This window comes from Pseudarthrobacter sp. NPDC080039 (assembly GCF_040702335.1).
In the GTDB taxonomy this organism is placed as follows: Bacteria; Actinomycetota; Actinomycetes; order Actinomycetales; family Micrococcaceae; genus Arthrobacter; species Arthrobacter enclensis_A.
The window spans coordinates 132,753-147,907 of the sequence record NZ_JBFBKY010000002.1 but is presented as its reverse complement, the minus strand read 5'-3'; the positions used below and the strand labels follow the sequence as shown (position 1 = coordinate 147,907).

The 15,155-nt window shown below is 65.9% G+C and carries 16 protein-coding genes; 6 read left to right on the top strand and 10 right to left on the bottom strand.

All coding sequences use genetic code 11. The annotated features are described in order from the left end of the window. Positions 1-21: 21 nt before the first annotated feature. Entirely contained in the window at positions 22-669 is a 648-nt protein-coding gene (locus tag AB0313_RS02590; protein WP_366303401.1) for a GNAT family N-acetyltransferase, read from the bottom strand. A 41-nt stretch (positions 670-710) separates the two neighbouring features. Beyond that, a complete protein-coding gene (locus AB0313_RS02585) occupies positions 711-1,502 on the bottom strand; it encodes a hypothetical protein (RefSeq protein WP_366303400.1) in 792 nt (263 codons plus the stop codon). A 60-nt stretch (positions 1,503-1,562) separates the two neighbouring features. Between AB0313_RS02585 and AB0313_RS02580 the strand changes: the two genes are divergently transcribed. Both AB0313_RS02580 and AB0313_RS02575 read left to right on the top strand, forming a co-directional pair. Next, positions 1,563-2,108, top strand: a complete 546-nt coding sequence (locus tag AB0313_RS02580; protein WP_141940585.1) for an A24 family peptidase — start codon at positions 1,563-1,565, stop codon at positions 2,106-2,108. Between the two features lie 52 nt (positions 2,109-2,160). After that, positions 2,161-2,631, top strand: a complete 471-nt coding sequence (locus AB0313_RS02575; RefSeq protein WP_141940586.1) for an NUDIX domain-containing protein — start codon at positions 2,161-2,163, stop codon at positions 2,629-2,631. A gap of 111 nt (positions 2,632-2,742) precedes the next feature. Here AB0313_RS02575 and AB0313_RS02570 read toward each other — a convergent pair whose 3' ends face one another. The 3 genes from AB0313_RS02570 to AB0313_RS02560 form a co-directional block, all read right to left on the bottom strand. Next, on the bottom strand, positions 2,743-4,170 hold the full coding sequence (locus AB0313_RS02570) for a class II fumarate hydratase (protein ID WP_141940587.1): 1,428 nt from the start codon (positions 4,168-4,170) through the stop codon (positions 2,743-2,745). Positions 4,171-4,256: 86 nt separating this feature from the next. Further along, on the bottom strand, positions 4,257-4,871 hold the full coding sequence (locus tag AB0313_RS02565; protein WP_366303397.1) for a carbonic anhydrase: 615 nt from the start codon (positions 4,869-4,871) through the stop codon (positions 4,257-4,259). 10 nt (positions 4,872-4,881) lie between these two features. Next, positions 4,882-5,589: a DUF4245 domain-containing protein gene (locus AB0313_RS02560; protein ID WP_307303324.1), complete on the bottom strand. Its 708-nt coding sequence runs from the start codon at positions 5,587-5,589 to the stop codon at positions 4,882-4,884. A gap of 198 nt (positions 5,590-5,787) precedes the next feature. Between AB0313_RS02560 and glpX the strand changes: the two genes are divergently transcribed. Both glpX and AB0313_RS02550 read left to right on the top strand, forming a co-directional pair. Beyond that, positions 5,788-6,810, top strand: a complete 1,023-nt coding sequence (gene glpX, locus AB0313_RS02555; RefSeq protein ID WP_174237577.1) for a class II fructose-bisphosphatase — start codon at positions 5,788-5,790, stop codon at positions 6,808-6,810. 88 nt (positions 6,811-6,898) lie between these two features. Then, positions 6,899-7,954 carry a peptidoglycan bridge formation glycyltransferase FemA/FemB family protein gene (locus tag AB0313_RS02550; RefSeq protein ID WP_366303395.1) on the top strand — a complete coding sequence of 352 codons (1,056 nt, stop codon included), beginning with the start codon at positions 6,899-6,901 and terminating at the stop codon, positions 7,952-7,954. A gap of 75 nt (positions 7,955-8,029) precedes the next feature. Here AB0313_RS02550 and manA read toward each other — a convergent pair whose 3' ends face one another. The 4 genes from manA to AB0313_RS02530 all read right to left on the bottom strand — a co-directional run bounded on the left by manA (position 8,030) and on the right by AB0313_RS02530 (position 12,728). Next, the gene (gene manA, locus AB0313_RS02545) at positions 8,030-9,274 is read right to left on the bottom strand and encodes a mannose-6-phosphate isomerase, class I (RefSeq protein WP_366303393.1); all 1,245 of its coding nucleotides are present in this window, start codon (positions 9,272-9,274) and stop codon (positions 8,030-8,032) included. A 61-nt stretch (positions 9,275-9,335) separates the two neighbouring features. Next, positions 9,336-10,988, bottom strand: coding sequence for an LCP family protein (locus AB0313_RS02540; RefSeq protein WP_366303391.1), 1,653 nt, complete (start codon positions 10,986-10,988; stop codon positions 9,336-9,338). A gap of 10 nt (positions 10,989-10,998) precedes the next feature. After that, positions 10,999-11,583, bottom strand: a complete 585-nt coding sequence (gene purE / locus AB0313_RS02535) for a 5-(carboxyamino)imidazole ribonucleotide mutase (protein WP_141940594.1) — start codon at positions 11,581-11,583, stop codon at positions 10,999-11,001. Continuing rightward, positions 11,580-12,728 (bottom strand): 5-(carboxyamino)imidazole ribonucleotide synthase, encoded by a 1,149-nt coding sequence (locus AB0313_RS02530; protein ID WP_366303753.1) that lies wholly within the window; start codon positions 12,726-12,728, stop codon positions 11,580-11,582. Before AB0313_RS02530 ends, purE begins: the two co-directional genes overlap by 4 nt. A gap of 223 nt (positions 12,729-12,951) precedes the next feature. Between AB0313_RS02530 and AB0313_RS02525 the strand changes: the two genes are divergently transcribed. Further along, complete coding sequence (locus tag AB0313_RS02525) at positions 12,952-13,512, top strand: GtrA family protein (protein ID WP_141940596.1); 561 nt, start codon at positions 12,952-12,954, stop codon at positions 13,510-13,512. 11 nt (positions 13,513-13,523) lie between these two features. Here AB0313_RS02525 and AB0313_RS02520 read toward each other — a convergent pair whose 3' ends face one another. Beyond that, entirely contained in the window at positions 13,524-14,225 is a 702-nt protein-coding gene (locus AB0313_RS02520) for a TIGR03089 family protein (protein ID WP_141940597.1), read from the bottom strand. A 389-nt stretch (positions 14,226-14,614) separates the two neighbouring features. On the opposite strand from AB0313_RS02520, the gene AB0313_RS02515 reads away from it, so the two are divergent. Further along, positions 14,615-15,148: a WhiB family transcriptional regulator gene (locus tag AB0313_RS02515; RefSeq protein WP_141940598.1), complete on the top strand. Its 534-nt coding sequence runs from the start codon at positions 14,615-14,617 to the stop codon at positions 15,146-15,148. Positions 15,149-15,155: the final 7 nt, after the last annotated feature.

The following is a 15,155-nucleotide window of genomic DNA, read 5'->3' as shown; positions in this document are numbered from 1 at the left end:
TACCCAGCCACGGACAGGCAATCAACGCACGCTGAGGAACTTGGCCGCTGCCTCGTGCCCTTGGACCTGCAGGGACCACTCGGGGCGTTTGAACGTGTCCGGGGTGACGCGGACGTGCTGGACTGTTTGGACCTTGCTGCCCCAGGCCTTGCGGGTAATGCCGTTGAGTTCGTAGCCGAGGGAGCGGGAGACGCCGAGGGAAGCGGTGTTCCACTGGGCGGCCTCGGATTCGGCAACTTCGGCGCCCAGCCAGTCAAAGGCCCAGAGGACGACGGCGGCGCGCATCTCCTTGCCGAGGCCAACGCCCTGCACGGACTGCTTGAGCCACGATCCGGTGCTGACGGTCTTGAGCGCCGCCAACTCCTTGGCGCCGACGTCCTGGCATCCGACGAACTGGCCCTCGTGCCAGATGCCCAGGAGCAGAGTCCAGTTCTCCGGTGTGCACTCAGCCCTGCACCGCCAGTACCAGCGGGCCATGTTGGGACCGAGTTCATCGTCCGGCAGCTCGGACCAGGGCGTGCTGAAGGGATTCCTGCCCGGTTCATGGATGCCGCTGCGGGCGGCATCGACGGCTGCCGGGATGTCCTGGTCGGTGATGGGGCGGAGCTCCAGGCGCGGCGTCCTCAGCTTGAGGTCGAACAGGGGCCAGATGGAGCTCATCGTCGTCATCCGCGAAGCCTAGCCGATGGCACGCCCGGGATCTGCCACCCTCAGGCGGGCACGTCCCAGCTGATGTGCCGGCGGACGTCGGTCAGGTTCATGGACTCGGCCAGGAAGAGGTCATCGAGCATGTACTCGTCCACGGCGATAATGCGGATCCAATGTCCATATTCGTCCTTGTCGGGCTGCAGGGACCGGCTGGACACGCAGATTCCTGTACCCACGTCCACGCGGAGTCGGGACCTGCCGGGAAGGCAGAGCGGTGCTGACGGATCGGCGGGCCGGTAGGCAGCGTTCGGTACCACCTCCGCTTCGAGGACAGGGCGGCCTTCATGGTCGGCGTCCCGGACGTCCTGGATGTCCAGGGCGTTGCTGCCGGGAAACTCGATGGGTGGCGGTGCGTTGCCCGCGAGCTCCACCGGGTCAAGCGCGGCGGAGAAACGGCCGTTGCCGAAGCCCGGCTCGCCGTAGGCGGCCTCGGGCCTGCGGCGCACCAGGCCTGCGTCGTCGTAGACGGGGGTGACCAGGTGCGGAGGGAGGAGCCAGGACTTGCGGGTGGCGCTCACGTAGAAGACGTCCCTGGAATCGTTGATTCCGGTGGTGCTGTGCAGGACCAGTCCCTCCGGACTTTCCAGCCGCAGGGCCCCCGGACGGCGAAGCCAGGCGCGGACGAAGGGAGCTCCGGGGGCAGGTGCAGAGGCAAAGGGCTGGTCCCAGTACTCAAACCGCAGGGACTGCCATTTCCATGGCGAAGAGCGGCACAGGTTCCGGAACATGGCAGCCAGGTCCGCAGGGGCAGGAGTATCCGGAGCCGGGCGACGCCGGGAGTCCCAGGTGGACATATCCACATTTTACGCGGCGGTGCTACGGCCGGAATGGGTGGATCCAGTAGCATCCGAGGGGTGATCGGACGACTCGGCGAACTCTGGCAGCACACACCGCTTGCCTTTTGGCTGGTACTCGCGGCGTGCCTCTACTTTGCCGTGATGGCCGTCAGGCTCACCATTATCGATGTCCGGCACCACCTCCTGCCCAACAGGATCGTTTTCCCGTCCTATGCCGTGGCCGGTGCGCTTCTCCTGCTGGCGGCCGCTGTGGCCTGGACCGGCCCCGATCCGGCCCGGGGGACGCTCAGCGCGGTTCTGGCCACGCCTTTGGTCCGCGTGATTGCCGGCGCTGCCATCCTCTGGCTTTTCTACTTCATATTGCGCTTCGTTTACCCGCCGGGCATGGGATTCGGGGACGTCAAGCTCGCCGGCGTGCTGGGAATGTACCTTGGCTACCTCAGCTGGGGGCACCTGTTCGCCGGTACCTTCCTGGCTTTCCTGCTGGGCGGGCTGTGGTCCCTGGCAATCCTGGTGACACGGCGGGGCACCCTGAAGTCCGCCATACCGTTCGGTCCGTTCATGCTCGCCGGCGCCGCTGCCGCCATGCTGCTGCCTGCGTGAACCACTCCCGGGGCGCCCGCGGAAGTCAGCGGCTCTTCGGTAGGCTGGCAGTATGCCTGCACCCGAATACGTCCTGAAGCTGCGCAAGAAAATCGGCAACGATCCCCTCTGGGTCCCGGGGGTACGGGGCGTGGTGGTCGACGACGCCGGCCGGATCCTCCTGGCCCAGCGCGCGGACAACCGGCAGTGGGCGCTCATCAGCGGCATGCTGGATCCGGGGGAGCAGCCCGCCCGGGGCCTGGTGAGGGAAATCTTCGAGGAGACCGCGGTGGTGGCGGAGGCCGAACGCGTGGTCTCCGTAGGCGCCGTCGGTCCGGTCACCTACCCCAACGGAGACGTCTGCGAGTTCCTGGATGTAGTGTTCCTGTGCCGCTACGTCTCCGGTGAGGCAAGGGTCAATGACGACGAATCCCTGGCTGTCGGCTGGTTTGGCCTGGACGAGCTTCCCGAACTCATGCCCGGGCACCTCACCAGCATCCGCCAGGCCCTTTCCCCTTCCGGTGCCGTCCACTTCGAGCCCTAAAGGCCCGCGCGGTGGCACCTTCTGGATGCCGCGCTTAAGTACGACGGCGGCCGGTAGCCTTCCGTGTGGAAGGTGCCGGCCGCCGTCGTACGCGGAGTGGAACTGGCGCTGCTAGGCCTTGTGGGCCGGGGCCGTCATGGTGGTAACGTCCAGGGCCTTGTCGAGATCAGCCTCAGAGACCTTGCCGTCGCCTTCACCGACGAAGCCCAGCTTCTCGGTGGCCTGGCGGATGGTCAGGCCCTCCTTGACGGCCGTCTTGGCGATCTTGGCGGCGTTCTCGTAGCCGATGTACTTGTTCAGCGGCGTGACGATGGACGGGGAAGCCTCCGCCAGGAAGCGGGCGCGCTCAACGTTGGCGGTGATGCCGTCGATCATCTTGTCCGCCATCACGCGGCTGGTGTTGGCCAGCAGGCGGATGGACTCGAGCAGGTTGGCGGCCATCACGGGGATGCCGACGTTCAGTTCGAAAGCGCCGTTGGTGCCGGACCAGGCGATGGCGGTGTCGTTGCCGATGACCTGGGCTGCGACCATGATGGAAGCCTCGCAGATGACCGGGTTGACCTTGCCGGGCATGATCGAGGAGCCGGGCTGCAGGTCCGGGAGGGCGATTTCGCCCAGGCCTGTGTTGGGGCCGGAGCCCATCCAGCGGAGATCGTTGTTGATCTTCATGAAGGAGATGGCGATGTTGCGCAGCTGGCTGGACGCTTCGATGAGGCCGTCGCGGTTGGCCTGGGCCTCGAAGTGGTCGCGGGCCTCGGTCAGCGGCAGCCCGGTGTCCGTGGCGAGCAGTTCGATGACGCGCTCAGGGAAGCCGGCAGGGGTGTTGATGCCGGTGCCCACGGCGGTGCCCCCCAGCGGAACCTCGGAAACGCGGGGAAGCGAGGCGTTGATGCGCTCGATGCCGTAGCGGACCTGTGCGGCGTAGCCGCCGAACTCCTGCCCCAGGGTCACCGGGGTGGCGTCCATGAGGTGGGTGCGGCCGGACTTGACGACGTCCTTGAACTCGGCCGCCTTGCGTTCCAGCGATTCGGCCAGGTAACCCAGCGCGGGGATGAGGTCGTTGATCAGTGCGGAGGTTGCGGCAACGTGCACCGAGGTGGGGAACACGTCGTTGGAGGACTGCGAGGCGTTGACGTGGTCGTTCGGGTGGACCACCTTGTCGCTGCCGGCGGCCTTCAGCGCGCGGGTCGCCAGTTCGGCGATGACCTCGTTGGTGTTCATGTTCGAGGAGGTGCCGGAACCGGTCTGGAAGACGTCGATGGGGAAGTCGCCGTCGTACTTGCCCGCAGCCACCTCATCGGCAGCGTCAGCAATCGCCTTGGCCAGCTCTCCGTCGAGCACGCCCAGTTCTGCGTTGGCCTGGGCTGCAGCCTTCTTGACCCGTGCCAGCGCCTCGATGTGGGTGCGCTCCAGGGTCTTGCCGGAAATAGGGAAGTTCTCCACTGCCCGCTGCGTCTGCGCGCGGTACAGTGCGTTCACGGGGACGCGGACTTCGCCCATCGTGTCATGTTCAATGCGGAACTCTTCAGTGGAAGTCATGGGGCTAGCTTATGGCGATCGGGCGCCCCATCGAAAACCGTTAAGGCAGCGTTGGCGGCGGCCCGAAGGACCGCCGCCGGGCGCAGTTAAAGCTCGCCGATTCCGGAAACAAGGTCGGCGCGGCCCTCCGCCAGCCGGTAGGAGAGGCCGATCACCGCGGTCCGGCCGCCCTCAATTGCGTCGGAAATCACACGCGAACTGTCGGCAAGGCGCCGGGACATCTGCTTGACGTTTTCCACCACCATGTCGTTGACCTCGGTCTGGTTGTTCCGCAGGGACGTCAGGACGGAGGGCGTGATGCGCTCCACGAGATCGCGGATGAAGCCTGCGGGCATCTCGCCGGTTTCAACGGCATCCCGGGTGGCCGTGACCGCCCCGCAACTGTCGTGCCCGAGCACCACGATCAGCGGCACCCCCAGCACCGCGACGCTGTATTCGAGCGAGCCCAGGACGGCGTCGTCAATCACCTGTCCTGCCGTGCGGACCACGAAGACGTCACCGAGGCCGACGTCGAAAATGATCTCTGCCGCAAGCCGGGAGTCGGAGCAGCCGAAGATGACGGCGAAGGGATTTTGCGTGTCCACCAGTGAGGAGCGCCGTGAAGCGTTCTGGTTGGGGTGGGAGGATTCGCCGTTTACGAAACGTTCGTTGCCTTCGCGCAGGCGGCGCCAGGCCAGTGCAGGGGTCAGGTTAGTCGTCACGGCCCCCACTTTACGGGGTGGGGACGGCGGACGGGGAAACCGTGACTGCCGGGTTGGTTTCGAGGGACCGGACGACGGCGGTGGCCAGGGTTGCCAGTTCGTCCAGTTGCGCGGCCCCGGAGAGGATCACGGTGCTGCCCCGGTAGTTCAGGATCATGGACTTTTCGCCCTTGCCGGTATCCCGCAGTTCCCAGTCCTGGCCGCCGGCATTCCGGGTCCCGGTGACGGGAGCGTTCTTGGTCTGTTGGAGCAGCCAGGTGGGGTTGGCTTTAGTGGTCTGCACCAGGGCGATGAAGGAGGTCTTGGGGGTGAGGTACCCCACTTCCCAGGTGGGGACACCATTGGCTGTCCCTGCCTCCCACCGGGCATAGTTCGCGCGGAAGGTGTTGCCCGTGTCCGGAGCAACCGGTGTGAAACCGGCCACATCCGCCGCGTTCCGCGCCACCGACGCAACATCCACGTCCGGCCGGTAGCCGTCACTTTTCGGCTGCGGGTTCATGAGGACAACGGGCAGGAACGCGGCGATGCTGAGGACCAGGGCGATGATCATGCCGATCACCGACGCGTTGGCGCGTTTGGCAGCCGCCGCCGGAATCACGGGCCTGATGGGGGTATCCGCACTGCCGCCCGCCGGGGCCGGACGGCCTTCGGGCTGCGCCCCTTCCGGGCTGGGACTGGTGGCTTCCTGGATGTCATTCACCCCTCTATAGTCGCCCATCCCTGAACCGGACTTCCATTCGGGCCGGCCGGGAGCGCCCGGGCCCGGCCGGCGTACATTGCGGAGCCGCGTCACGGGGCCGCCCGCGGCACGGCGCCCCGACTATGATCGATAGCAGAGGAATCACCGTTCTGCTGCACCGGCAGGCGGGTTCAATGATCGCCACTCGAAGAAGAGGTTCACGTGTCACCAGCGTCCATGACCCAGAAGTACTCCACGATTTCACCGTCCCTTGCTGTGGGCCACGACGAGCCGGACCGCAACCTTGCCCTTGAACTCGTCCGGGTCACCGAAGCCGCTGCCATCGCCGGCGGCCACTGGGTTGGTTTCGGTGACAAAAACACCGCCGACGGTGCAGCCGTGGACGCCATGCGTTCCTTCCTGCAGACCGTCCACTTCAATGGCGTCGTGGTGATCGGCGAAGGCGAAAAGGACGAAGCCCCCATGCTGTTCAACGGGGAGCGCGTTGGCGACGGCACGGGCCCCGAGGTGGACGTTGCCGTTGACCCGATCGACGGGACACGCCTGACCGCCTTGGGCATCAACAATGCGCTGGCCGTCCTGGCTGTCGCCGAGCGCGGCTCCATGTTCGATCCTTCTGCCGTTTTCTACATGGAAAAGCTCGTCACCGGCCCTGAAGCCGCGGACATGGTGGACCTGCGCCTTCCGGTCAAGCAGAACCTGCACCTGATCGCCAAGGCCAAGGGCGTGAAGGTGAACCAGCTCAACGTGATGATCCTGGACCGTGACCGGCACCGCCCGCTCGTGGAGGAAATCCGCGAAGCCGGCGCGCGCACCAAGTTCATCATGGACGGCGACGTCGCCGGCGCCATCGCGGCGGCCCGCTCCGGCACCGGCGTGGACGCCCTGATGGGCATCGGCGGTACGCCTGAGGGCATCGTGGCCGCCTGCGCCATCAAGTCCCTGGGCGGCGTCATCCAGGGCCGCCTCTGGCCCACCAGCGACGAGGAAAAGCAGAAGGCCATCGACGCCGGCCACGACCTGGACCGCGTGCTGTCCACGAACGACCTCGTCTCCAGCGACAACTGCTACTTTGCCGCCACGGGCATCACAGACGGTGACCTGCTCAAGGGCGTGCGCTACTCCAAGGACAAGGTCCTGACCCAGTCCATCGTGATGCGGTCCAAGTCGGGCACGATCCGGTTTGTCGAAGGCGAGCACCAGGCCAGCAAGTGGGAGAACTACGCCCGCAAGAGCTGATCCGCGTCCAGTGCCGGATGGCAAACCCCGGGGCGCCCACGTGCGCACCGGGGTTTTGCCGTTAATGCCTTGGTATAGGGTTTAAGCCATGATTCCTGCTGTTGTTCCCTGTACTGACCGCGCCCTCTGGGACGAAAACGTCGACAAGTTCCAGGGACACCCGCAACAGCTGTGGGGGTGGGGCGAGACCAAAGCGATGCATGGCTGGTCCGTGGACCGGGTCCTGGTCAAGTCGGGGGACGTAACCGTCGGCAGCGCCCAGCTGCTCATCCGCCGTCTTCCCTTCCCTTTCCGGGCACTGGCCTACATCCCGCGCGGCCCGATGTGTTCCCTGGAACACGCCCAGGAGGTCCTCAACCGCCTGGCCGAACACGCCGCACTCCGCCACCAGGCTGTGGCCCTCAGCATCGAGCCGGACTGGGACCGGGACTCCGCTTTTGCCGGTGCCGTGGCTTCTTCCGGCTTCCGGGAATCGACCAACACCGTCCTCATTCCCCGCACGCTCATCCTGGACCTCACCCGGACCGACGACGAACTGATGGCGGAGATGTCCAAGTCCACCCGGGCCAACATCCGCAAGGCGATGCGCAGTGACGTGGAGTTCCGCAAGGTCAAGAACGAATCCGAGCTGGAACAGGTCCTGGCCATCTACCATGAGACCGCAGAGCGGGCGGGCTTCGGCATCCACGAAGACCAGTACTACCGGGACATCTTCCGGAACCTCGGCGACGCGTCCCCGATTATCGGTGCGTTCGACGGGGAACAGTTGCTTGCCTTCACGTGGCTGTCGCGCAGCGGCGCCACCGCGTTCGAACTCTACGGCGGGGTGTCGGCCGAAGGCCAGAAGCAGCGCGTGAACTACGGCGTGAAGTGGGCGGCCCTGACGTCAATGCGCGAGGACGGCTGCACCCGGTACGACTTCAACGGCCTGCTCAACGACGGCATCTCCGACTTCAAGAAGCAGTTCGCGCGGCACGAAGACATGCTCCTGGGCACTTGGGAAAAGCCGCTGTCCCCGTTCTACCCCGCCTATTCCAAGGCCATGCCGATGGCCCGCAAGGGCCTCCAGCAGGGGCGCCGGCTGCTGAAGACCGCAGCCGGGCAGATCCGCCCACTGATACGGAAGCTGCGGCCCGGCAACTGAGCCGCCAGGACAAAGGGCGACGGCGGCACCCTCCAGGGTGCCGCCGTCGCCCTTTGTTGCTGTAGCGGAGCGGGCTCAGAGACCGGTGGTGACGGCAAATGCCAGGGCCGGCTCGGCGCTCCCAGCCACTGCGTGCACGTTGACCGGAGCTTCCGCCGCGGCGATGAATGCGCTGCCGCCCCGGGACAGCTCCAGATCGCCCTTGGGGGAGTCGAGGTACACGGAACCGGCTACCACGATCACTACCGCTGCGCCTGATTGCGCCAGCGGAACCGGCCCCGAGCCTGGCCCGAGCTCGATGCGCTGCAGCTGGAACTCCCGGAACGGTGGACGGAACAGTTCCTGGTCCATCACCGTCCGTTCCGCAGCCAGCATTGGTACAGCCACCGGGTGGAAGTCGATGGTACGCAGGAGCTCCGGGACGTCCACGTGCTTGGGCGTCAGGCCGCCCCGGAGGACATTGTCGGAGGACGCCATGACTTCCACGCCCAGGCCGTGCAGGTACGCGTGCACGTTCCCGGCGGGAAGATAGACGGCCTCTCCGGGCTTGAGCGAGATCCTGTTCAGCAGCAGCGAGATCAGGACGCCCGGGTCGCCCGGGTACTTTTCATTAAGGCTGATGACCGTGCCCAGCTCGGCCTGGAACGGCTCAAGCGACCCGCCGGAAAGCAGGGCTTCCACCACCAGGGCCGTTTCCCCTGCAACCGCCTCGCCCCCGGTGATCAGCCGCTCAAAGGCCTGGCGGAGCCCGGCACCCTCATCCCCGGCAGCGAGATCGTCGATGAGGGCCTGAAGCAGCGCCGGGGCCTGTTCACGGCCCGGGAAGGCCCCGGCAATGTGCTGCAGGATCCGGCGCGTCTCAGCTGCCGGGCGGAAGCCACACAGCGCCTCGAACGGAGTGAGCGCGAAGATCATCTCCGGCTTGTGGTTGTCATCCTTGTAGTTCCGGTTTGGGGCATGCGGATCGAGTCCGGCCCCGTTTTCCCGGGCAAACCCTTCCCGCGCCTGTTCAAGGCTTGGGTGGACCTGGAGGGAGAGCGGCTGCGCGGCCGCAAGGATCTTGGCCAGGAACGGCAGCCGCGGGCCAAAGGCGGAAACGGATTCCGCGCCCAGGAAGTGTTCGGGGTCGGAAGAGACCAGCGCATCGAGAGGGCTCGTGGTCCGGTCCTCCGGGACGTGGGCCACCGAGGGAGAATCGGGATGCGCGCCGATCCACAGTTCCGCCTCGGGCCGCCCGGATTCGGGACGGCCCAGCAGTGAGGCGATGGCAGTCGTCGACCCCCAGGCGTAGTCCCTGAGGACGTTCTCAATCTCGTACAAAACGGTTCCGTTCCTTAGGGGTATGGGCAGTGATGAGTTGCTGGCCGTCAATGGCCGTGCGCTACAGCGGGGCGCACTGTCCGTTAGTGGCCACGAGCTGGCGGATAGCCTCTTCATCGCCTTGGCGCTTTAGGTCGTTGAGCATTGCTTCGGTGATCGGTTCGCCATCCGGCGTCGTGGTCACCGGGGTGAAGTCCGACGGCGGGGGCTGCTGCCCTGCCTTTGCCGTTTCGGGCAGCGCGGCCGGGACAGCCCCTGCCGCCTGGACATGTCCGGCGCCTGCCTGTGGAACTGCGGCCCCGCCGTCGGGAATTTCTGCGGACTGTGCACCCTTGGCAGATGCGGACGCCAGCACCTGGTCCACCCGCTGGTGGATCTGGTCAAAGTCCGGATTGGTGGAGAACGACGGGTCGAAGTCGGGCGGCCCGATGGTGAGCCTCTTGACGTCCTTGCCCCTGGCTTTGATGGCGAGGTCCAGGAAGCTGCCCAGCTGGGTGGAGGAGATGTTGGAGTCCACTACCTTGGTTCCCGCATTGGCGATGTCCTCGAACTTGGACAGCAAGGTGGCGGGATCCAGTTGTTTCAGCATGGCCTGCTGCACGCACTGCTGGCGGGCGATCCGGGCATAATCATCCACGAACTCCCGGGAGCGCCCGTACCAGAGCGCGTGGAAGCCATCCAGCTTGTTCTCGCCGGCGGGGATCCAGCCGAGGGGCATCCCGTGGATTCCGTTGGCTTCGTCAATGGTCTCGCCGCTGATCGGTACCCAGCCGCCGGCCTTGATATGGATGCCGCCCATGGCGTCGATGAGCTTGGAGAAGCCGTCCATATCCACGAGGACGTAGGCCTGGATCTGCATGCCCAGTGTTCCGGAGACGGCCTCCATGGTTGCCTGGGCGCCGGGATCGGGCACCCCCGGGTAGAGGTCTGCATGTTCGTTGGTGACCTCGGTGTTGATGGCATTGATCAGGCATTCGTTGCCACAGTTGTAGCCGTCAGGGTAGATGGAACGCATGGGGGAGCCTGCGCTGAATTGCGCGTTCTGGAAGTTCCGGGGGACCGAAATAATGGCGGTCTGACCGGTCTCGGCGTCAACGCTCAGGACGGAAAGGCTGTCCGGCCTGCGGCCGGTGCGGTCGTCGCCCGCGTCGCCGCCCATCAGGAGGAAGTTGTAGCGTCCTTCCACGGCCTTGATTGCCGGGCCGGACGAAAAGATGTTGCCGATGGCGTTGCGGCCCACATTCAGGAGGTAGGCGGCGTAGCCCACTGAGCCGCTGCCGAGGACCAGCGCCAGCACTAGGGCAATCCCGACGGCGGGACGCGCCCGGGGTGCCAGCAGCACAGGGCGGATGAGGCGCAGTGTGTTCAGGAAAAGGAACGACCAGCCGAGGGCCAGCGCCGCGAGGAGGACCACCAAGACCAGGGACGTGACAGGGTTGGTGACGACGCTGATGACCAGGCTTCGGTCGAGCAGGAGCAGGAGTACGGCCAGCAGCAGGACCGCCCATGCAGAGAGCGTTACGCGCAGTGCCGTCCGTCCCAGTTTCCTGTCGCCAGCAACGAGCTGGGCGCTGCCCGGAAGCAGGAGCGTCAGCAGGATCAGCACGAAGGCGCGCTTGGTGCGCACCGGGGAGGAAGCGCTGACCGGGTAGCGGACCGGGTCCATGAGGGACGGGCCGGAACCAGTGTGGGGCACACTGCTGCTGGTGGCCATGCCCGCCGCCCTAACGGCTGCCCCGAAGAGCGCCGGAACCTTCAGGGAAGACTTCGCTGACCTTTTGCCGCAGGCTGGCACCCTTGCGCGAGGCCACAGCATTAAGGTCGGCGGCGAAGTCCAGGAGATCCGCACGCAGTGAAGCGGCAAGCTCGTCGGTGCCGGACGCCAGCATCCGGACGGCCAGCAGACCGGCGTTCCGGGCTCCCGCGATGGATACAGTGGCCACCGGCACGCCGGCGGGCATCTGGACGATGGACAGCAGGGAGTCCATCCCGTCCAGGGTCTTCAGCGGCACCGGCACGCCGATTACGGGTAAGGGCGTGACGCTGGCGAGCATCCCCGGCAGGTGGGCCGCCCCGCCGGCACCGGCGATGATGACACGCAGCCCACGTTCGTGGGCAGTCTGGCCGTACCGGATCATTTCGGTGGGCATGCGGTGGGCGGAGACGACGTCCGCCTCAAAAGGGATGCCGAATTCGGCCAGGGCTTCTGCCGCCGCCTCCATCACGGGCCAGTCCGAGTCGGAGCCCATGACCAGGCCCACCAGGGGACTGGGGCCGGAAGCGGCAGCGGGGGTGGCTTCAGCGCTCATGCGTTCTCCTCGAAAAGTGCGGATGGTTCTTCGGCGGCTGCACGGCCGTCCCGGATGATGCCGGCCACAGCTGCGGCACGGCGCCGGACGGAGTCCACTTCTGCGGTGGAACTGCCCACCAGGTTGACGTGGCCGATCTTGCGGCCGCGCCGTACGGACTTGCCGTAGCAGTGGACCTTCGCGGCGGGCTCGGAGGCAAGGGCCATGGGGTATGCGGAAAACAGATCCTGGTTGTCCCCGCCCAGGAAGTTCTTCATCACAGTCACGGGTGCCAGCGCATCGGTGGCACCCAGGGGCAGGTTCAGGACGGCACGCAGATGCTGTTCGAACTGGCTGGTGATGGAGCCGTCCTGGGTCCAGTGACCTGTGTTGTGCGGCCGCATTGCCAGTTCGTTGATCAGGAACCCGGCTCCGGCGCCGGGGGTTTCGAAGAGTTCCACCGCCAGGACGCCGGTCACGTCCAGCTCCGCCGCGATGCGCAGGGCGGCGTCCTCGGCCGCGGCAGCGACCTCCAGCGGAATATCCAGTGCGGGGGCAATCACCTCGTCGCAAACGCCGTCCACCTGGATGGTGTGGACCACCGGCCATGCCCGGGCCTCGCCGTCGGGATTGCGTGCCACCAGTGCGGAGAGCTCCCGCGTGAATTCGACCTTCGCCTCGGCCAGCAGGGGACTCATGGCGGCGAACCAGTCGGCGGTTTCTGCGGCTTCATCGGCGGAGGCGACGATCCTGACGCCCTTTCCGTCATATCCGCCGCGGGGTGTTTTCAGGACGACGGGCCAGCCCGTCCGATCGCCGAATTCAACCAGCGCGTCAACGTCCGCTACGGACGCCCAAGCGGGGTTCGGCAGTTCCAGGCGGTCGATGGCGGCACGCATCACCAGTTTGTCCTGCGCGTGGACCAGCGCATCGGGTCCGGGCTGGACATTGACTCCGGCCTCCTGGAGGGCGCGGAGGTGGTCCGTGGGCACGTGCTCGTGGTCGAACGTCATCACGTCCAGGCCCTTGGAGAACTCCAGGAGCGTCTGCAGGTCCTTGTAATCGCCTACTGGCGTCGCGGGTACGGCTGACACTGCGGAAACGTCGTCGCCCTCGGCGAGGACGCGGAGTTCGAAGCCGAGTGCAGTAGCGGCAGGGGCCATCATTCGCGCGAGCTGGCCGCCGCCAACCACGCCTATCACTGGAAAAGTCACATGTGCCAGCCTACCGAAAACGGAAAGGATCGGCGGTTTTACCGGTCCGCGGGAAGAACAGTTTCTCCCCGGACCGCGCGACGGGCACCTGCCGCCGGGGGGCCTTTCAAAGCTTTGGGGGCTAAAATGGACCCTTGGCCGAGTGGCCCACAGTTCGTCGCGGCCATGGAGGGTCATGTTTAACGCACTTGCAGATCGTATCCGGGGGCTCGCCTCGCTCTTCTGGCGTGAGGTGGCCAAGTTTGGAGCGGTGGGCGGTGTGGCGTTCGTCATCGATAACGGCCTGACCTACTACCTGATGCACGGACCCATGTCTGACAGCGAAGCGAAAGCGCGGTTCGTGGGCGCCACCGTCGCCACCGTCTTCTCATGGGTGGCGAACCGTTTTTGGACCTTCAGGCACCGACGCCAGGCCAATGTGGTCCGTGAGTTTGTCATGTTCGTCATCATTAACGGGATCGGCATTGGCATCTCCACCGGCTTGACGGCCCTGGCCAAGTACGGGATGGGCATCGACGACAAGAACCTGCTGTTCCTGGCCGGCGTCGTCGGCATCCTGGTGGCCACGGTAGTGCGCTTCTTTGCCTACCGCTTCCTGGTCTTCAACCAGGAACTGGACCAGGAACCCGAGTTCTCCCACGACCACGAAATCATCGAGGCGCACCCCCACCGCGAGCCCGCGCGTGCCGCTGAGCGGGCGGCCTCCACTCCTGCCGATGGCGGCCCGCAGGCCTGACGGAGGCGCTGCTAACTCCCGTGGATTCGTTCGGCCGCCAGCAGTTTGTCGGTGAGCGCCACCTCGGGGTGAGTCAATACTATGGAGCCGTCACGCTGCCAGGCCCCCAGCGCATGCGCCAAGGCGTTCTCAAGTCCGGCCGCGGCCGGGACATGCAGCCTGGCGCCGTCCGTGTGCGGCACCGCAAAACCAGTGATTAGCTCCCCGTGCAGGACCGACGTTCCCTGACCGGTGAGGACGGCGCGGCCTGACGGGTCCGGGTCTGTGTGGGGCATGAACACGTCCCCGTGGGACCGCACCTCCGCAGCGTAGTCCAGGCAGCCGGCGGGGAGGTCGCCCGCCCAGCGCATGGCGAGTGCCGGCAGCGCAACGGCAATCACGGCGTCGTACTGACCCTCGTGCGCGCCGGGACTGTCCGTCACGAGGAAATCGGCGGGACCGCCGTCGAGCACCGTTTCCAGGCCAAGCTGCCAGCCAGCCAGTGCCCAAACCAGAGCCTTCCAGTGGGCGGGCAGCGAGAGCCGCAGCCGCATGCCCGGCTCCGCGTCGAGTTCGTCCTGCAGGAGGTTGCTGGTCTTGGCTGCCCAGTTGTCCAGGACGCGGCCCGACAGTTCCACGCGCTCGGAGTCGGGTCCGTACCAGGTGAGGCGTGGTGCCGTGGCGTTGCCGGAGCGGAGGCTGTGCATGAGGCCGATAGCCGGGATTGTCGTCATGGCTTCATCCTGCCACTCACGGCTACCCGGGAAATGCGGGCGGAGGTCCCTGGCAGGCGGGCCGACGTAATGTGATGTTAATCACCAGCATTGCTAAGGATGCTTGCTATTTTCCACAAGAGCGGGTATTTTCCCCGCCAGCACAAGGTTTGGACCGCTTTTTTGGGCTTCCGGGTGCCCCTGGCCGCTCCGCCACGCCCGGGTGAATGAAAATCCCGGGCGTGGCGTGCGCAAGCATCACCGCGGCAAGTGTCTATTATCCCGGCAACGGCTTGACTCACCCTAGTTACACACGTGTAATTAGGTAACTAAAGCAATTGCGTAAATACCGGCACACAACCGAGTGTCCACGTATCCAGGCAGTGGCTGAAAACATCAGGAGGGTCGCCGTGGGGCAAGCAGAGCGTATCCAGGAAGATGCCGTCGTAGCCGGTCAGGCAACGGCAAAATACCGTGCGCGGGGGGTGCCGAGTGATTGGTACGTGGATCCCGCCGATCCTGATGCTGCGGAGCGGTACAACAGGGATTCCACTACTATCCTGGAGGACCAGGCCACGGCGTTCCTCGCGGCGCATCAGGCCCTCCTCGAAGGGGTTACTGAGTCCGAAGATGACCTCGACCCCCCAATGGAACTCGCTGCCGCCGGCAATGTCCAGCCGGTATGGATCGGGTTGCCGCTTCAGCAGGATTTCGATGACGAGGGGGAGCTGGGCTGGCAAACGGACGCCCTGTGCGCCCAGACGGATCCGGAAGCCTTCTTTCCCGAAAAGGGCGGCTCCACCCGCGATGCCAAGAAAGTCTGCGGGGCCTGCAACGTACGGTCGCAGTGCCTGGAGTACGCGCTGGCCAACGACGAACGGTTCGGCATCTGGGGAGGCCTTTCCGAGCGTGAACGCCGGCGGCTAAGGAAGCGAGCAATCTAATTCTTCA